Source organism: Deinococcus roseus (assembly GCF_014646895.1).
GTDB classification, from domain to species: Bacteria; Deinococcota; Deinococci; order Deinococcales; family Deinococcaceae; genus Deinococcus_C; species Deinococcus_C roseus.
The window spans coordinates 18,794-37,079 of record NZ_BMOD01000008.1 but is presented as its reverse complement, the minus strand read 5'-3'; the positions used below and the strand labels follow the sequence as shown (position 1 = coordinate 37,079).

Here is an 18,286-nt window from a genome sequence, read left to right as displayed (position 1 = left end):
AAGCAAGTGAAATGAGCAAGGTGGGGTTGGGGTGGAAAGGTTTATTGGAAGTTCTTGTTGTAATCCTGGATGGCCTTGTCTGCCCGGCTCTTGGCTTCTTGCAGGGTGGCATCCACGCTGCTGCCAGAGAGCACCTTCTGGATGCCTTCTTCGATGATCTTGCGCACTTCAATGAAGCTGCCCAGCAGAGCGCCGCCGGTGGCCACATTGGGTTCGGTTTTCAGCAACTGGTTGAAGGCCACGGTTTGCACGGGGGCCTGGGTGAACCAGCCTTCCTTTCTCAAGAGGCCCACGCTGCTGGTTCTCACGGGGTAGTAACCGGTCAGTTTGTGCCATGCCGCCATGTTTTTGGAACTGGTGAGGTACAGGGCGAAGTCCAGAGCGGCATCCGCCTGTTTTTCATTGATGTTTTTGGCGATCCACAGGGAAGCGCCTCCGATCACCACACCATTGCGTTTTGCTCCGTCTGCGATGGGCAGCACACCCACACCCATCTTGAAGCCTGCTTTTCTGGCGGCGTCCCCGATGTTGCCAATGTCTGCCGTGGAGGTGATGTGAAAGACCACCTTCTCATTGGTGAAAATGGCGTCGCTGCCATCCCAGTCTTCCAGTTTGCCGCTGGAGGTGTAGTACCCTCTGTCGCTGAGGGTTTTGAACCAGTTGAAGATTTTCTTGCTGGCCGTGCTGTTCAGGTTGGATTCGGTGGCGCGTCCCTTGCGTCCGTTGTCGTTGTTGACCAGGGCTGCACCCTGCTCGGCCATCCACTGTTCAAAGAACCAGGAGTGGATGTTGAACCCGATGCATTTGATGTCGCTGCTCTGCAGTTTGATTTTCTCGCAGGCTTTCAGCACGGCACCGTAGGTGGTGGGTGGGCGGCTGGCATCCAGGCCCAGTTGCTCCATCAAATCCTTGTTGTAGTACAGCACCGGAGAAGAGGAGTTGAAAGGCAGGCTGTTCACCTTGCCTCCAATGGTGTAGTAGTTCAGCACGGGCTTGATGTAATCGCTGTAATCGACCTTGCCAATGCCCCCCACAGGCTGGAAGATGCCGCTGTCCCAGGCGAGCTGGCTGCCCACCTCCACCACCTGCACCAGGGCAGGGGCTTTGCCCTGGCGGGAAGCCAGGATGGCGGCCTGCAGGGTGTCGTTGTAAGAGCCTTTGTAGGTGGGAACCACTTTCACATCGCTGTGGGTCTTGTTGTACTCATCGGCACGGGCCTGAATGAAGGCGCTGCGTTTGGCATCTCCGAAGGTGTACCAGAAATCCACGGTGAGGGGTTCGGCCTGCGCCAGCCCAAAAGAACCCAGCAGCAAAGTCAGCATCCAGCGTTGGTTCAGGTGTTGTTTCATGTGTGAGACCTCCGGTGTGTGCAGATGGATGTCAAGCCACACACCAGCAGGACTGGACCGCATTTTGGATCCAATCCCGCAATGCCTTTATTTCTAGGCCCGGGGTGTCACCGCAAAGTCAGTGCATGGTCATTGCAGGGTCAGGTCGGGTCAAGCCAGACCAGAAAAGGTCACCTTGACGCTTTGGTTACACTTTTTCCCCATTTGTGCAACACATCAGGTATGATAAGAACCGTGAAGCCCGGTGCCCTCAACGTGTCATACCTCACCGACCAGGGAAGAATCAGAAACCTGAACGAGGACGCCATTCTCACCCTTACGCTGCCTTATGGCGGGCTGTATGCGGTGGCGGACGGCATGGGTGGACACCGCTCGGGCGATTATGCCAGCCAGCTGGCTTTAAAAGAACTGCAACAAACCTATGCCAGGGAAAAATCCCCCAACCCCCACCGGATTTTGCAGGCGGTGGAGGCCGCAAATCAGGCGGTCTATCAGGCCTCCAGATCGCCAGACAAAAGGGGCATGGGCACCACCCTCACCACCATCCTGATCGAACACAATTACGCCTGGATCGCCAACATCGGGGATTCCAGGGCTTACCTGTACCGGGATGGGGAGCTTTCCCAGGTCACCCGTGACCACTCCTGGGTGGCAGAACAGGTGCGAGCGGGCATCATCACCGAAGAAGAAGCCCTCAAGCACACCATGCGCAATGTGCTGATCAACGCCATGGGCAGCTCCAGAGACGTCAAACTCGACCTCTACATGCAAGAACTGCAATATGGTGACCTGCTGCTGATCTGTACCGATGGCATCCACAGCATGCTGATGGACTCCCAGATCGAACAGGTGCTCAAGGCCTCCCAGTTCCCGGAAGACAAGGTCAAAACCCTGGTGCATGAGGCCAACGAGGCGGGTGGCATCGACAACATTTCTGCCATTGTCATTGAAGTGCAGAAACTGCGGGCACAAAAACCCCCGGTGAAAGCCTACGCAGTGCCCCAGAGCCCCCAGGGCATCCAGTACTATTACGATCTGTTTGGCACCCGCCAGCAAGGCAACCTGCTGTGGCTGTGGGTGATGCTGGGCGGACTCTTTTTGCTGTTCATCGAGGTGGTGCTGCTTACCCGCCACACCCCTGGCAGCTGAGCACCAGACAGCTCGAGGGCAGAAGTCCAGTCAGCACAGGCCCCTTTCACCGAAAATCGGTAAGATGATGGGCATGAAAGAACGCATCAACACCCCAGAAGCCCCTGCAGCTCTTGGTCCTTACTCACAAGCCATCCGTCAGGGCAACCTGGTGTTCCTCAGCGGCCAGATCCCCCTCAACACCAGCAACGAAGTCGTCGGAGAGAACGTCACCGACCAGACCCACCAGGTCTTCAAAAACCTGATTGCTGTGCTGACCGCCGCGGGCACCGACCTCAGCAAGGTCCTGAAGGTGACCGTGTTTCTCAAGGACATGAACACCTTCGCCGACATGAACGCTGTATTCTCCCAGTACATGCCTGAACCCTACCCTGCCCGCAGCACCATCGAAGTGGCCCGCCTGCCCCGCGATGTGCAGGTCGAGATTGAGTGCATTGCAGTGGTGGAATGACCCCCTGCACGCGTTGCACTTGTGCTGTCCCCCTACAGAGGGGGACATTTTCTTGTTTACCATTCTGGAGGCCAGATCCCCCCTGCTTCTCTCATTGCTCGAAGCGGTCCCCCTTAACGAAGGGGGGTTGGTGAACAACCCATATGGAAACCAACCCAGACACCCAACAATCTCCTTAAAAAAGGGGGTTGGTGAACAACCCACATGGAAACCACCCCAGCCAAACAACAATCCCCCTTCGTTAAGGGGGACCGTTCAGAGCGCAGCGAAGAACAGGAGGATCTTACCCCCAGAAATCTTTTACTCGTACCCCAGTTGCCTCAGCGCTTCGGGATCTTCACGCCAGTTGGGCATGATTTTCACGTGCAGCTTCAGGAAGATTTTGGTGTTCAGGAAGACTTCCAGTTGTTTTCTGGCCCCCTGCCCAATTTCTTTGAGTTTGCTGGCCCCTTTGCCAATCACGATGGCCTTGTGTCCGGGGCGTTCCACAATCACATCACAGTAGATTTCGATGATGCCGTCAGGACGGTCTTCCCAGTCGGTGACGCGGGTGGCCACAGCGTAAGGGAGTTCTTCTTCCAGGCGTTTCATGGCTTCTTCGCGGATGATTTCTGCAGCCCAGTTTTCACGGGACTGGTCGCTGCGGCTCTTTTCATCGAAGAAGAAGGGGTTTTCGGGGAGCAGGCTGAACAGTTGCAGCCTCAGGTCCAGCAGGGACTCGGGGTGCTCCTGGGCACTGAGGGTGCGGGTGCCGAATTCACGCTCACCCAGCAGGTTGCCGTACAGCCTGAGGGCTTCCTCGGGGTACTTGGAGGCGTCCAGTTTGTTGCCCACCACGATCAGCGGTTTGTCGATGTCCTTGATGGTGCGGGACACCATCACATCTTCCTCGGTGGGAGGGTGGCGCAAATCCACAATCCACAGAATGGCGTCCACGTCGGACAGGGCGGCCTGGATTTCCTCGTTCATGTACTTGCCCAGGGCGTCCTTGGCCTTGTGCATGCCCGGGGTGTCCACAAAGACAATCTGGTGCTGGTCCTCGGTGAGGATCCCGCGGATGCCCCGACGGGTGGTCTGGGGGCGATTGGTGATCGGGGCAACTTTGACCCCGAGCATGTTGTTCAGCAGGGTGGATTTACCCACGTTGGGTTTGCCAACGATGGCAATGAAACCAGAGTGGGTGGAGGTGTTTTGAGCGTCAGTCACCTTTACAGTTTAGCATTCATGGGTGAGGGGTTAAGAGCAGAAGGCAGAAGGCAGAAGGCAGAAGGCAGAAGGCAGAAGGCAGAAGGCAGAAGGATTTGTGATCTGCCGAGAGCCGAGGGCCGAGGGCATCTGAAGCCTGGGAACGGGCATCTTAAAGGACAATCCTTTAAATAAAGCTGTAGCCTTTGCTTTTTTGCCCTCGGCCCTCTGCCCTTGGCTCTCGGCGGGTGAAGCCCCCATCAGACAACAAAAAGACTTTTGCCCCATTGTGCATTAGAATGCTCTCCATGAGTATTCTTCCTGACTGGCGAATCCGGGAACTGGCCCAAGAAGGCATGATTGAACCCTTCGAGGAGCGCCTGGTGCGAAACGCCCAGAATGCCGGAGTGATCAGCTATGGTCTTTCCAGCTTCGGGTATGACCTGCGCTGTGCTCCCGAGTGGAAGGTGTTTGTGAACGCCTTCAACACCGTGGTGGACCCCAAAGACTTTGACCCCAAGGGGTTCATTGATGTGGTTTCCGAAGAGATCATCATTCCCCCCAACAGTTTTGTGCTGGCCCGCAGTGTGGAATACCTCAAAATTCCCGATACGGTGATGGTGGTGGCCCTTGGAAAAAGCACCTATGCCCGCTGCTTCAGTGAAAACACCCGTGTGGCCCTGGCAGATGGCACCTCGCCCACCCTCAAGGAAATGGCAGAACGTTCTGCCCAGGGAGAGGCTTTCTTTGGTTATTCCCTGAACGAGCATGGCAGAATCATTGTCACCCTGCTGGAATCTCCACGCCTGATCGGTCAGGACAGGCTGCTGGAAATTGAACTGGACAACGGAGAGGTCATTGAGGCCACACCGGACCATGAATTCATCACCAGAGATGGTCGCAGTGTGCAGGCAGGAAGCCTGAAAGCAGGCGACTCCCTGATGCCCCTGTACCGCAAAGCCTACAGGGGGTATGAGATGGTGTACCAGCCCCTTTCGGGGCACATGTATCCCACCCACAGGCTGGCAGATGAGTGGAACCTGCAAAACGGCATTTACGAGGATGCTCCGGGCACCCACCGCCACCACCAGGACCACAACCGCCGCAACAACAACCCCTGGAACATCACCCGTGTGGATGCCAGCGAACACATCCGCATGCACAATGCCATCACCTACCTCAGCCAGGAACAGGGTGGGGCATTTGACCCGGCAGAACACAGCCTCAGCATCAAAGATGCCCTGGCAGAACTGCGCCAGAATGACACCTGGTACAGAAAATACCGTGCAGCCCAGAGTGTGAAGGCCAGCAACTTCTGGCAGGATGAACGCTATGCAGAAGCCCGTGGCAAATTGCTGCTGAAGCACCTGACCCGCTGGACTGCTGCAGAACGTGAAAAGCAGCAGGAACGCCTGAGAGCGGCTTACCAGAACCCAGAATTGCGCGAAAAAATCGGACAGCTTTCCCGTGCTGCCTGGAGCAAAGCTTCAGATGCCCGCATTTCCAGACAGCAGGAAATTGCTCGCAACATCCGCCTCAGACCCGAAATCAATGAAGAAACCGTGCGTCAGGCGCTGGATGAAACCGGCTCCATTCGGGGTGCGGCCAGAATGTTGAATTGTGACCGCAGTGTTTTCAGGCGTTTCCGTCATGTGGTGCAAGCCTTCAAAGGCACCGAAGTGGTCAACCACAAAGTGGTGTCCATCCGCGAAAAAGAAGGCCAGCACGATGTGTACTGCCTGACCGTTCCAGAGGCTGGAAACTTTGCTCTGGAAGCCGGGGTCTTCGTGCACAACTGTGGCATCGTCGCAAACGTAACGCCTCTGGAGCCCGGCTGGGAAGGCCATGTGACCCTGGAGTTCTCCAACACCACTCCCCTCCCGGCCAAGATGTACGCCAATGAGGGCTGCGTGCAACTGCTGTTCTTTGAAGGTGAGCGCCCTGAAGTCACCTACCGGGACCGTGGCGGCAAATACCAGGGCCAGACCGGTGTGACCCTGCCCAAGCTGTAAAAAAGCAGGCATCAACAAACCTCCACCAGAAACCAGCACAGGTGCTGGTTTCTGGTGGAGGTTCTCTTTCTGAGGCAAAGGTGTATTGCCCTCTGGACAAAAACATGCGTTGGGATTTGATGCGTCTTCTGCCTTCTGCCCTTATTTTAACTGCACATCCCCCAGAATCCTGGTCGGGCTTTCGCTGCCCCCTTCGGGTTCCAGTGAGACCAGCAAGGCTTCCAGACCAATGGTGTTCACCTGCAGGGTGCGCAGTTTGATGGTGCCCAGGGGCTCGATGTTGTCTCCTAGCACGCTCCAGACCTGATAGACGCTGCCTTCTTTTGCAGGCTGGTTCATCACCAGCAGGGCCTGCCCATCGTCTTTTTTCAAAAGTGAGGCGAACTGGGTGTTGTCTGTTTTTTCGATGGGCAGCATTTTTGCATTTGCTGCCAGCCAGGTTTCAATGGTGCGGGTTTCCTGCTGCTCCGGGTTGCCTCCGGTCAGGTAAGGCAGGCCCATCCATGCACCTGCGCCCAGCACCAGAATGCCCCCAATCACCCAGGGCAGGATGCCCACTGGTTTTCTTCTTGCCAATACCGTCATGCATCATCACCCAGTCCTCGGAATCCCTTTCATTTTAGGAGCCTGAGTGCAGAAAAAGGGCCACTGTCAGCACAGCAATTTGATTGATTTGGGGAGGTGTTTTCAAGGGGTGTGGGGATGCTTACAGAAAACCACCTGCAACGCTGGATACCGTACCCGAATTTACTGATGTTCCAGCAGAAGAAGTGAACAATGACTCGCAGCCAACCCTGTTTTTCGAGTGTTTCCAAACGTGTTTCAGCCAGGAGGAAGACCATGAGCGAAGAGCAAAAGAACGATCCTGTGGTGAACCCCCAGACCGAAGACCAGACCCTCACCACCCGTCAGGGACATCCGGTGTCTGACAACCAGAACCTGCGCACGGTGGGAGAAAGAGGACCCACCACGCTGGAGAACTACCATTTTCTGGAGAAGATCACCCACTTTGACCGGGAACGCATTCCCGAGCGGGTGGTGCATGCCAGAGGGGCCGGGGCACATGGGTATTTTGAGGCTTACGGCAAGGTGGGAGATGAACCCATCTCCAGATACACCCGTGCAAAACTTTTCCAGCAGGCAGGGAAGCAGACCCCGGTTTTTGTGCGTTTCTCGACGGTGATTCACGGGAACCATTCACCTGAGACCCTGCGTGACCCCCGCGGTTTTGCTGTGAAGTTCTACACCGAAGATGGCAACTGGGACCTGGTGGGCAACAACCTCAAGATCTTTTTCATCCGGGACGCCATGAAATTTCCAGATCTGGTGCATGCCTTCAAGCCCGATCCCGTCACCAACATCCAGGACAGCGAACGGATTTTTGACTTCATCTCTCAGACGCCAGAAGCCACCCACATGATCACCTTCCTGTTTTCGCCGTGGGGCATTCCAGCCAATTACCGGGAGATGCAGGGCAGTGGCGTGAACACCTACAAGTGGGTCAATCAGGACGGTCAGGCGGTGCTGGTGAAGTACCACTGGGAGCCCAAACAGGGCATCCGCAACCTGACTGCAGATGATGCCGCCCTGATTCAGGGCAAGAACTTCAGCCATGCCACCCAGGATCTGTACGAGGCCATCGAGCGCGGTGAATACCCCGAGTGGGAACTTTGCGTTCAGATCATGTCTGATGGGGAGCATCCAGAACTGGACTTTGATCCCCTGGATCCCACCAAACTCTGGCCGCAGGAGCAGTTCCCTTTCCTGCCTGTGGGCCGCATGGTGCTGGACCGCAATCCCATTGATTACCACGCAGAGGTGGAACAGGTGGCTTTCGGGACCGGGGTGCTGGTGGATGGTCTGGATTTCTCGGATGACAAGCTGCTGCAGGGCCGCACCTTCTCTTATTCGGACACCCAGCGTTACCGGGTGGGCAGCAATTACCTGCAGCTTCCGGTGAACGCCCCCAGAACCCACGTGGCCACCAACCAGAGGGGCGGGCAGATGGCCTATCATGTGGACCTCGCAGAAGGCCAGAACCCCCACGTCAATTACGAACCCTCTACCCTGGGCGGCCTGAAAGAAGCTGCACCTGCAGGAAAAGACCACACCCCCAGAATTGAAGGCAATCTGGTGCGCCAGAAAATCTCTCGCACCAACGATTTTGCGCAGGCTGGAGAAACCTACCGCCGCCACACCGATGTGGAGCGCAACGACCTGATCAGCAACCTGGTCAGTGCCCTCAAAGACTGCGCCCCGCACATCCAGCAGCAGATGGTCAAACACTTCACCCTGGCGGATGAAGATTATGGTCGCAGGGTGGCGGAAGGGCTGGAAATGGACTTTGTCAGCTTCAAAGAAAGTCTGGCCCAGGGGGTCAGGCAGGCCGAAGAAGAAAGTGTAGAGGGCAAGCCCTACTGACCTGGATGCACCACCAGAAACCCCGGAATGTTCCGGGGTTTTTCCGTTCAGGATGGGTTACACTCAGGCATGGCTGAATTGAACTGGATGTTCGTGAAAATTGGGGTCCCGGTGTGGCTCCTGCTCATGCTGGGCTGGTTCTTTGTGGGGTGGTACCGGGCGAACTTGTTGCGGGATGTTCATTCAGAAACAGCAGATCTGCGGGCAAAACAAAAGAAGCCCCTGTAAAGAGGCTTCCGGGTCTGGTGGATCGTGTAGGAATCGAACCTACAACCCGCTGATTAAGAGTCAGCTGCTCTGCCGATTGAGCTAACGATCCGTGACCCTCATCCTAGTCCTGCTCCTGCAGCATGTCAAGGATTTTCGGACGGATCCGCCCGATCAAGTAGAGGCTCCCGGCCACCAGTAGGCCACCTTGCTCAGGGGTGGCAGCCAGAGCTGCTTCCAGTGCCTGCTCGGGATTCTGAACCACCTGACCGGGGTGCATCCGGGCCAGTTCTGCAGGGTCCAGGCCCAGTTCGCCTGGGTTGGTGTAAATGATTTTTCCTGCCAGAGGAGCCAGCGCATCCAGCGTTTCTTTTGCATCCTTGCGGGCCATGATCCCAAAGAGCAGGGTGCTGACATTTCTAAAATTCTGGGCGAGTGCACGGGCAGCATGGGGGTTGTGGGCACCATCCAGAATGACGGCCTTGCTGCCAATTTTGAACATTTCCATGCGTCCTGGGTGCTGGGCATCCAGGGCGGCTTCGTAAACAGAGGTCAGGTCTTTGTCCAAACGCTTGATGTATGGGCTGGTGGCTCCACACCGCTCTGTCTCAAGCCGGTCTTCTTCCTTCCAGTGTTTTACTCGATGTCCTTTAAGGAACAGGACCCGCAAAGCGGCAAGAGCCAACCGTGCATTGCTGACCTGATGGCTTCCGGTCATTCTGGGTGGCCGGGGAATCGTAAAAAGGTGCGGATGGTACTGGGGGGTATATAAAGGTGCTCCCCGATCTTCAGCAATCTGGGTGATGACCCTCAGGGCTTCTCCTGCGGCTGTGGTCAGGACAGGAACCCCTGCACGGATGGCTCCTGCCTTGTCTTTTGCAATGTCCCGAACGGTGTTTCCCAGGGTGGCCTGGTGGTCCAGATCCACGTTGGTGATCAGGGTGGCGACCACATTCTCAAGTGCATTGGTGGCGTCTTTCTCTCCCCCCACACCAGCTTCAATGATGGCCCAATCCACTGTTTCTTTCTGAAAGTGTCCCATGGCCATGCCAAACGACAACTCAAAAAATGGCATGTCTGGGGCATGAACTTTGGCCCATTCAATAAAAGCAGCAATGTCCTCTCCAGGGATTTCCTGGAGGTTCACCCGAATGCGCTCACTGAAATTTGTGAGGTGTGGACTGGTGAATTTGCCCACATTCATGTGTCCAGCACGCAATCCCGCTTCCAGCATCGTACACACAGAACCCTTCCCGTTCGTCCCAATCACATGAATGACTTTGATGTCTTTTTCGGGGTTTCCCAGCAAGGCCAGGAGTTTTCTGGCCCGCTCGGGGGTGCGGTCTTTCCCTGCCCGGGTCCGTGAATACAGCCAGTCATAATCAGGCGTCATGGTCTTGCCATTGTATGGAATAGCATCCCCTTTCGTTAAGGGGGACAGTGCAAACGGAGTGAGCACAGGGGGATCTTTCCTGTACCCTTTCATGCAATCCCTCGAACCTGTTGCTAAACTGAAACGACATGCGTTTTCTGACCCTGCTCTGTGTGCTTTTGCTTTCTGTGTGTTCTGGCGCATTTGCCCAGGACGTGCAGATCCGGGTGCTGGTGGCCCAGCAAAACAAAATTCAACTGTTGCTTCCTTTCGCCCATTATGTGATGGGGCCGGATGGCACCGTGATTTACCAGAGCAGCACTCCGGTCCAGTGGGACCTGGAGATGAAATCCGGGCACATCCAGATCAACGGTCAGGATTCGGGTCGGGACACCCTGCACTTCCAGGAAACGGTGGCGGCCCAGAGTTTGCTGCTGAATGGGGTGCGTTACCGGGGGGCCATGAGCATTTACGGCCAGGGCAGCAACCTCACGGTGGTGAACACCCTCAACATTGAGGATTACCTGCGCAGCGTGGTTCCGGCAGAGATGCCTCCAAGCTGGCCCATCGAGGCCCTCAAGGCCCAGGCCATCATTGCCCGAACCTATGCCATTGAGCGCCTGAACCCCAAAGGGCTTTATGATTTGTGCGCCACCCAGCAATGCCAGGTGTACAAAGGGCAGTCCTCAGAGCACCCTCTGGTGGATGTGGCCATTTCGCAGACCTACAAGCAGATCATTGCCTTCAACCAGCGGCCTGCCAAGACGTTTTTCTCCAGCGACAACGGCGGGTACACAGCCAGCAGTGCCGAGGTGTGGGGAAGCAACCTGCCTTATCTGGTGGCCCAGCCAGATCCGTTTTCGGTGGGTCCCAGGAGCAGCTGGCAACTCAACATTTCTTTCAGCCAATTGACTTCCATCGCACGTGGGTATGGCTTTAAGGGCACGGCCACCGGTTTCCGCATCGACAAATACAGCGGTTCTGGACGGGTGGTGCAGGTCAGTGTGCTTTCTGATGGAGCAGCCTTTGCCCTTTCGGGTGCAGAAGCAGGAGGCATCATCCGGGCCTTTGGGGGTTATTCCACCCGTGTGGCAGCGCAAACCAATGAAAATGGCGTGGTGATTGTGGGTGCAGGATTTGGTCACGGGGTGGGTCTGTCCCAGTACGGAGCCAAAGGCATGGCCGAAAAAGGGTACTCCTCAGACCAGATTCTGGGCTTTTATTACCCCGGGGTGTCCAGGGGGGGCTATGTGATTGCAGGTCCAGCACCTGAGAGACAGACCAGCAAACCATTAATGGCGCTGAATCCCCTCTCATGGAACTGACACCGTTTCCCTTTAACGTTAGAACATCGACATGAGGGTGTTACGTTTTTTCATTGTCTTCATCATGGTTGTGTTTGGCTGGGCCCAGGCCCGCACCATCGAGATTGTGCAGGCGGGTCAGCTTGAACTGCGCAATGTCACGCTGGATGATGGGTCCGTGCAGGAGTACATCATCCTGATTGGCACACCGGTTGAATTGAAGATTGACGACAGTGTCATCCGGGCCAACCGGGTGGAATACAACAAGAGTGCCCGTGAATTGCGCCTGATTGGCCGGGCCAAGTACATCACCCAGAACAAGAACGCAGATGGCACCACCACCGACCAGACCCTGGAGGGAGAAGACCTCAAGGTCAACCTGGAGATTGAAGGGGTGGAAGGGGAAGATGTTTTCATCACCACCCAGAACATCCTGGTGAAAGGGGACGCGGTGCAGCGCATTCCCGGACAGATTGGGGTGCAGGGCGGGTATTTCACCCCCTGCGCCAGGTGTGGACGGACCCCCAACGATTATGCTTTCACGGCCAGCACCATGTGGATTTATCCAGGCAACCGTCTGGTGGCCTACGACGTGAAGGTGCTGATTGCCGACACCCCGGTGTTTTACCTGCCTGCTCTGGTGTTCATGCTGAACAAGGAACGTCCCACCAAACTGGAGATCGGTCAGGATGAAAAAGATGGCTGGACGGTGGGTGCAGATCTGCCTTACCTGATCAGTGCGGATTCTTTTGGGACCCTCTATGTGGATTACTACCAGAACCGGGATGTGCCGCTGGGCATCAAAATTGACCACACCCTCTACAATGCTTTTGGTCAGCAGAACACCAGCAAATTCCAGGTGTTGATGGACCCCAAACCTGTGGGCAGCCAGGGGGTCTACTGGGTGTTCAATGTGGATGTGAAAGGCAACCAGCCTGCCCTGGCCGCCAAAAGTGGACTGGATTATTCGTTCACCGCCAGCCGGGATGACAGAAGCAGCTTCAACATCATCCCTGTGCAGGCAGAAGTCAAAGGAGAATGGGAAGCCTTCTCGGTGCGGGTGGGGTACTTCAATGTGATCGATGGCGACACTGACCCCCAGGTGGCCCTGCCTTACCAGACCCGCAAGTTGCCAGAAGTGGAATTTGACCCCAAATCGGTGAAGGTCTTCCGGGTCACTTACGATCCCAAACTGATCCTGGGGTACTACGAGGGGCCATCCAACCCCCTCAACCCCAGTGCCCGTCGGGCAGGAGAGCGCATCGCTGCATTCCGGGCCATGTACAGCCACACCCTGAGCTGGTCCTGGAAACCCTGGTCCACGGCAGATCTGAACATCAATCAGAGTTTCACCGGACAGTACTTCTCTACAGATGAGCGGGCTGTGGAGCAGAATTTCACGGCAAATTTCAGCAACACTTTTTCTGCCGGGAACAGCATCAGTTTGAATTACACCTTTGGTTATTCGGAAGGGGAGACCCCTTTCACTTTCGATTCGGTGTTCAAACGCAAAAACCACACGCTGGGGGTCACCGTCAATCTGCAACCTGCGCCAGAGATGAGCCTTTCTGCCCAGCAGACCATTGATTTTGAGAAAAAACGGGATGAGCAGCCTTCCGGGACCGCCACCCTGAACTACAACCCCAAGCCCATCAGCATCTCTGTGACCTACCGGGAGAATGTGTTCAAACACCAGCCAGAAGCCATCAGTGGCAGCTTCAACATCAACCAGGACACCCTGAGTTTGCGGGTTTCCACCTCTTACGATTATGGCAATCCTGATCCTGACCCTGCCAAAAACCGCCCCGGAAAATTTGGTCCCCTGTATACGGATGTCAGCTACACCTCACCAGACAGGTTTTATGCCACCTCCCTCAAGCACGTGTATGACCTGGATAAGCAGCAGGCCATCAGCCTTCAGGCCAATGCCAGTTTCACTGGACCTCTGGAAGGTCTGGACGAGCTGTTTGGGGTGACCCGCTGGGAGGATTACACCCCTTCCACCTACAGTGCCACCCTGGAGGAGCTTTACAATTACCAGTCCTCCCTGTGGAGTGGGACGCTCACTGCCTCCAGAGAACAGGTTAAATTTACGGTGACCCACAGCCTCAACACCGGAGCAGATGTGAACCAGATCTGGAAAGGCAGCCTGAATGCCCGACTGGACATCGGAAATTTTTATGCTGCTTTTGCAGGCCCTCTGGACCTCAACCGCAGGGGGTTTTTCACCAGACCCACCCTGGAGGTCAGCTACAGCCAGAGTGTTTCTGGCATTGATTTGCGCACTGGAGCCACCCTCAACATCAAAGGCCTGGACCAGCAACACACCGACCTGAAGAGTGCTTACCTGAACGGCCAGTGGTGGGTTTCGGATTTCCTGGGGGTGCAGGGCAATGTGTCTTACCTGGGGGAGTGGGATGCTGGAGAAAAGAACCGCACCGACACCCTCACCCTGAATCCCCTGACCATCACCACCACTTTTGGTCGGGAAGGCAACGAACCCCAGTGGATTTTCTCTGCCAGCGTGCTGCAACAGACCTACAAATGGACCAATGGAGAATACACCGGACCGCAATTTGATCCCACCCTCAAGCTGGTTTACAACCGCTGCTGCTGGACCAGTTTGCTGGAATGGTCTCCCAACAAGGGCACCTTCCGTTTTGCTGTGAACCTGATGCAGGGCAATTACATGGACATCATCAAAGGCTCCCCTGAGACGGGCATTCAGGGCCCTTTCTAGGAGGATTGGCATGCGGCATGTTGTGCTCAGCCTGACCCTGCTGCTGGCCCTGACGGCCTGCACAGGAACCAGTGAACCTGAACTGGCTTTCAAATTGGTGGTGCAGGACCAGACTGCGGATGCCAGGGTGCAGCTGAAGGCTTTCAAGGTGTTGACGGACCTTACCGCCCTGACCCCTCTGGAAGTGGATGGCGTGGCCACTGGCCTGCAAAACACCCAGACCGGCACGTACCTGTTTGCAGGTTTTGAGAACCGCGTTGATGTGTATGTCGGAGACCCTGATGCAGAAAGTGGACTGAAGCTCTCCCGGTCTTTTGCCACGGGAGACAGTGGGGTGTTCAAGATCGATGACTGTGCAGATCCAGTGAAGCTGAGCCGCCCCTCCCTCAGCCCGGCAGAGAATGTCCTGGTGGTGCTGGGACAGTGTGGAACCTCTGACAGCAAACAGCGGCTCTGGACCATCAACCTCAATGTGGGCACCCCTGCCAGCTGGACCCCCGTGGCCATCTGGAGCAACCTGGTGACCCCCATCAAATTTTTTGCTGCAGGGAACGATCGGGTGTTCTTTGCCCAGGAGAATGCAGCATCCAAGGATTTCACCCTGAATGCAGTGTCTTACACCTTCCCTTTTGACCGGGAAACCAGTGGAGCCAAAACCCTGCCCACCACCCTCAAAGGCCTGGAGGTCTGGAAAGGCAGTTTGCGCTACTCTGATGGCAGCAAGGTGCGCACCATCAAGACCCTCACCACCCTGGAAACTGCAGATCTGGTGACTTACCCGGCCACCAGCCTGATCCGCAAGCAAACCCAGTTGCTTGCCGTGGGCAAGGATGTTTCCACCGCCTGTTTGCTGGATGACAGCCCTGCCTGTGACTCTGGAGCGGATGTGATTCAGCTTGCTGGAGTGCAGGATGTCACCTTCGACCTGAATGGTTATGCCTGGATGGTTGCGGGTGCTTCTGGGTCTTTTTCGCTGTATCGTGTGGACATTGTGGCAGCCAACAAACAGGCCGAATTCAAAGCAGGATCCCTGAAAAACGCCAGAGGTGTGGCATGGCTGGTGGATTGAACGAACAGCACGAATGGACCCAGGATTTGACCCTGGACCATGTGGCCATTGCCACTGCAGACTTGCAGCAGGGGTCCCAGCCTTATCTGGCGCTGGGTTTGAAAGCGCTGGAAGAAGATGAAGAAGTGGTTTCTCAGGGGGTGCGGGTGAGGGTCTTTGAACTGCAAGGGGTGCTGATTGAATTGCTGGCCCCCACCCGGCCGGACAGCCCCATCCAGGCTTTTCTGGACAAAAAGGGACCGGGTCTGCACCATCTGGCGTTTAGGGTGCCTGATCTGGAGGCAAAAGTGCAGGAACTGCAGCAACAGGAAGCCCGCTTCATTGGGGATGCTCCCCGACCTGGTCGGGCAGGCTCCAGGGTGATTTTTCTGCATCCCAGATGGGGTGAGGGCACATTGATCGAACTGGTGGAGCATCCATGAGGGTTGGCTGGTGGCTGTTCGCCCTGGTGTACATGGGGGTGATTTATGCTTTCTCTGCCCAGTCGGGCAGTGCTGTGGGCATTCCTGCACCCTGGGACAAAGTGGCCCACACCCTGGAATACCTGGGACTGGCTTTTGTGCTGGGCAAGGCCACCCGCAGCTGGACTGCAGCCTGGATGCTGGCGGCCTGGTATGGCGCACTGGATGAGGTGCATCAGGCTTTTGTGCCGATGCGCATGGCGGGCATCGACGACTGGTGGTTTGATGTGCTGGGCGGCTTTCTGGGCAGCAGGCTGGGCACCTCCAGAGAACGCAAAAAGCAACCTCCAGTGGCCCGGGAAGATGAATTGCAGTACACCCAGAATTTTGATTGATTTTGCCTGAGGTTCAGGCCGCCAGTTGTCTGGTCCGCAGGGTGTTCAGGGCGGTCAGGTGTTGCAGGTAACCCCGCACCCAGCCCAGAAAACAGATCAGCAAGATGGCATGCAGGCCATGCAGGGTCAACTGGGCGTATCCCATCCAGTGGGTGGGAACTGCATTGAAAGGCAACAGCAGCAGTTGCAGCAGGTGCTGTCCTTGCAGCAGCAACACCAGCAGGTTGACAGCACCATAAGCTTTTTGCAGGGTTTGGATGTTGTCCTGGCCTTGCAGGCGGGTTTGCAGGGCGTGGGTCCAGCGTTCCAGGGCCACCCACAACAGCAGGGCCAGCAGCCCCCCCACCTGTTGCAGCATGTTCCATCCCTGGGGAAGAGGCAACCCAAAGAAAGCCCCCCAGGCCAGCTGGTCTGTGAGGTGCAAGGCATTCAGCAGCCACCAGCAGGTTTGCAACACCAGCAGGCTGATCAGGCCCCAGCGCAGACTCAGGCTGAGTTTTTGCAGGTGCAGGGCCGAAGACATCCTCAGCACATACATTTCACTGGAGGCCGTCCAGCGGCGCGAGGTTTCTGCAATCAGCAGCAGCAGCACCACTGCACACAGCACACCAAGAAGTTGCACAGGGTCCTGGTGGACCTGCAGCACCAGCAGCACACCCAGTCCCACCAGCAGCCATTGCAAAACACGAACGCCCATTTTGATGTTGTGTCCATAATGTGTTAAGGGATGCAAATGATTTTTCATTTCTTTCTCAGTTTAGGGGGTTTTTGTGAGGCTGTCGGTGATGGTGGTCAGGTGGGAATGTGACGGTCTGGCATGCAGGGTCTGCTAGTTTAAAGAAATGCGAACCATTGTGGTCACCGGAGCGGCCAGAGGCATAGGCCTGGCCATTGCCAGAAGATTTGTACAGGATGGAGAAAAAGTCATTCTTGTGGATGTGTTGCCTGAACTGGAACAGGTGGCAGCATCCCTGGAAGCCACCGCTGTTCTGGGGGATTTGCTGGACGATGCCCTGCTGGAAACCCTGGAGCAGAAGGTAGGGGAAAACCTGGATGTGCTGGTCAACAATGCAGCCATCAGTGCTCCTGGCAGTGCTGCAGAAACAGATGTGGCGGCCTTCAGAAAAGTGATGGAGGTCAATGCCATTGCTCCGGTGCGTCTGGTCCAGCGGCTGTTGCCCCGCATGCGTGCAGGAAGCAGCATTGTGAACGTGGCCAGTGTGCAGGGCCTGTTTGCAGAACAGAACAATGCGGCTTACAACACCTCCAAAGGTGCCCTGGTCAACCTGACCCGCAGCATGGCCCTGGATTTTGCGCCAGGAGGCATCCGGGTCAATGCCGTCGCCCCCGGAGCCATCGCCACCGAAGCTGTGCTGGGCGCCATTGCCAGCAGCACAGATCCCGAGCAGACCCGCCAGGACTGGGAAGACCTGCATGCCCTCAGGCGGCTGGGTCAACCCGAAGAAGTGGCCTCTGTGGTGCATTTTCTGGCTTCACGGGCAGCTTCTTTTGTGACCGGGGTGATTTTGCCTGTGGATGGAGGCATGACCGCATCGTTCATGATGGCAGGGCGTCCGGTCTAAGAGAGACCAAAAAGAACAGGGACCCATCTGGCCCCTGTTCTGAACAACTTCAAACTTTATTGAGCGCCCAGAGCGTCTAAAACCTCCTGGGGCAGCAGCACCGAATCGATCACATGCACCACTCCATTGCAGGCACGCACATCGGCTTGCAGCAGTTTGGCATCGTTCAGCATGACACCATCGCCAGCCATCACCTGGATTTTTTCGCCTTGCAGGGTCAGGAGACCGTTTTGCTGACGCACCACACTGGCAGAATTGACCGTGCCTTTGACCACATGGTAGGTCAGGACTTTGCTGAGCCATTCCTTGTTGCCCAGCAAGGTGTCCAGGGTTTCTTTGGGCACTTTGGCAAAAGCGTCATTGGTGGGGGCAAAGACGGTGTAACGGGCAGATTTGTCTTTGAAGACATCCAGCAAACCCGCTGCGTTGAGTGCGGTTTTCAGGGTGCTGAACTGGTCCATGCTGTCCACCAGATCAGCAATGCAAGGCCGACTGGCCTGTGCAGTCAGGAGACCAGCAGAAGTGCCAGACGCCCCAGATCCGAGTGCCAGAGCGCCAAAAACGGTGAGTCCCAGAATCCATTTGTGCATGGGTGAACCCTCTTTGAGTGAAGTCTGGAAACAAAGAAAACCCTGTGCACCAGGGTAT

General features: G+C 56.2%; 17 protein-coding genes and 1 tRNA gene. 11 read left to right on the top strand and 7 right to left on the bottom strand.

Features of this window, described 5'->3' with window-relative positions; genetic code table 11:
• Positions 1–41: 41 nt before the first annotated feature.
• Complete coding sequence (locus IEY52_RS12070) at positions 42–1,349, bottom strand: ABC transporter substrate-binding protein (protein ID WP_229684762.1); 1,308 nt, start codon at positions 1,347–1,349, stop codon at positions 42–44.
• A 234-nt stretch (positions 1,350–1,583) separates the two neighbouring features.
• Between IEY52_RS12070 and IEY52_RS12065 the strand changes: the two genes are divergently transcribed.
• On the top strand, positions 1,584–2,498 hold the full coding sequence (locus IEY52_RS12065) for a Stp1/IreP family PP2C-type Ser/Thr phosphatase (RefSeq protein WP_189002947.1): 915 nt from the start codon (positions 1,584–1,586) through the stop codon (positions 2,496–2,498).
• 73 nt (positions 2,499–2,571) lie between these two features.
• Positions 2,572–2,949 (top strand): RidA family protein, encoded by a 378-nt coding sequence (locus IEY52_RS12060; RefSeq protein ID WP_189002946.1) that lies wholly within the window; start codon positions 2,572–2,574, stop codon positions 2,947–2,949.
• A 300-nt stretch (positions 2,950–3,249) separates the two neighbouring features.
• Here the strand turns inward: IEY52_RS12060 and era are convergent, their stop codons facing one another.
• A complete protein-coding gene (era, locus tag IEY52_RS12055; protein WP_189002945.1) occupies positions 3,250–4,155 on the bottom strand; it encodes a GTPase Era in 906 nt (301 codons plus the stop codon).
• A 287-nt stretch (positions 4,156–4,442) separates the two neighbouring features.
• Here era and IEY52_RS12050 point away from each other — a divergent pair, with 287 nt between their 5' ends.
• Entirely contained in the window at positions 4,443–6,146 is a 1,704-nt protein-coding gene (locus IEY52_RS12050; protein WP_189002944.1) for a dCTP deaminase domain-containing protein, read from the top strand.
• Between the two features lie 141 nt (positions 6,147–6,287).
• On the opposite strand, the gene IEY52_RS12045 is transcribed toward IEY52_RS12050, so the two are convergent.
• Entirely contained in the window at positions 6,288–6,731 is a 444-nt protein-coding gene (locus tag IEY52_RS12045; protein WP_189002943.1) for an anti-sigma factor domain-containing protein, read from the bottom strand.
• 255 nt (positions 6,732–6,986) lie between these two features.
• On the opposite strand from IEY52_RS12045, the gene IEY52_RS12040 reads away from it, so the two are divergent.
• Both IEY52_RS12040 and IEY52_RS12035 read left to right on the top strand, forming a co-directional pair.
• Positions 6,987–8,567 carry a catalase gene (locus IEY52_RS12040; protein ID WP_189002942.1) on the top strand — a complete coding sequence of 527 codons (1,581 nt, stop codon included), beginning with the start codon at positions 6,987–6,989 and terminating at the stop codon, positions 8,565–8,567.
• 69 nt (positions 8,568–8,636) lie between these two features.
• On the top strand, positions 8,637–8,795 hold the full coding sequence (locus tag IEY52_RS12035) for a hypothetical protein (RefSeq protein WP_189002941.1): 159 nt from the start codon (positions 8,637–8,639) through the stop codon (positions 8,793–8,795).
• A 15-nt stretch (positions 8,796–8,810) separates the two neighbouring features.
• Here IEY52_RS12035 and IEY52_RS12030 read toward each other — a convergent pair.
• Both IEY52_RS12030 and IEY52_RS12025 read right to left on the bottom strand, forming a co-directional pair.
• A tRNA-Lys gene (locus IEY52_RS12030) sits at positions 8,811–8,886 on the bottom strand.
• Positions 8,887–8,898: 12 nt separating this feature from the next.
• Positions 8,899–10,167 carry a bifunctional folylpolyglutamate synthase/dihydrofolate synthase gene (locus IEY52_RS12025; RefSeq protein WP_189002940.1) on the bottom strand — a complete coding sequence of 423 codons (1,269 nt, stop codon included), beginning with the start codon at positions 10,165–10,167 and terminating at the stop codon, positions 8,899–8,901.
• A 128-nt stretch (positions 10,168–10,295) separates the two neighbouring features.
• On the opposite strand from IEY52_RS12025, the gene IEY52_RS12020 reads away from it, so the two are divergent.
• The 5 genes from IEY52_RS12020 to IEY52_RS12000 are packed head-to-tail and all read left to right on the top strand — an operon-like array spanning position 10,296 to position 16,055.
• Positions 10,296–11,471, top strand: a complete 1,176-nt coding sequence (locus IEY52_RS12020; RefSeq protein ID WP_189002939.1) for a SpoIID/LytB domain-containing protein — start codon at positions 10,296–10,298, stop codon at positions 11,469–11,471.
• 31 nt (positions 11,472–11,502) lie between these two features.
• Positions 11,503–14,190, top strand: a complete 2,688-nt coding sequence (locus IEY52_RS12015) for an LPS-assembly protein LptD (protein WP_189002938.1) — start codon at positions 11,503–11,505, stop codon at positions 14,188–14,190.
• Positions 14,191–14,200: 10 nt separating this feature from the next.
• Positions 14,201–15,259: a hypothetical protein gene (locus IEY52_RS12010; protein WP_189002937.1), complete on the top strand. Its 1,059-nt coding sequence runs from the start codon at positions 14,201–14,203 to the stop codon at positions 15,257–15,259.
• Positions 15,244–15,681: a methylmalonyl-CoA epimerase gene (gene mce / locus IEY52_RS12005; protein WP_189002936.1), complete on the top strand. Its 438-nt coding sequence runs from the start codon at positions 15,244–15,246 to the stop codon at positions 15,679–15,681. The genes IEY52_RS12010 and mce overlap by 16 nt, the downstream gene beginning before the upstream one ends.
• Positions 15,678–16,055: a VanZ family protein gene (locus tag IEY52_RS12000; RefSeq protein WP_189002935.1), complete on the top strand. Its 378-nt coding sequence runs from the start codon at positions 15,678–15,680 to the stop codon at positions 16,053–16,055. Before mce ends, IEY52_RS12000 begins: the two co-directional genes overlap by 4 nt.
• A 13-nt stretch (positions 16,056–16,068) precedes the next feature.
• Here the strand turns inward: IEY52_RS12000 and IEY52_RS11995 are convergent, their stop codons facing one another.
• Complete coding sequence (locus tag IEY52_RS11995) at positions 16,069–16,800, bottom strand: hypothetical protein (protein WP_189002934.1); 732 nt, start codon at positions 16,798–16,800, stop codon at positions 16,069–16,071.
• Between the two features lie 97 nt (positions 16,801–16,897).
• On the opposite strand from IEY52_RS11995, the gene IEY52_RS11990 reads away from it, so the two are divergent.
• A complete protein-coding gene (locus IEY52_RS11990) occupies positions 16,898–17,638 on the top strand; it encodes an SDR family NAD(P)-dependent oxidoreductase (protein WP_189002933.1) in 741 nt (246 codons plus the stop codon).
• Positions 17,639–17,694: 56 nt separating this feature from the next.
• Here the strand turns inward: IEY52_RS11990 and IEY52_RS11985 are convergent, their stop codons facing one another.
• Entirely contained in the window at positions 17,695–18,228 is a 534-nt protein-coding gene (locus IEY52_RS11985) for a fasciclin domain-containing protein (RefSeq protein WP_229684761.1), read from the bottom strand.
• Positions 18,229–18,286 lie beyond the last annotated feature (58 nt).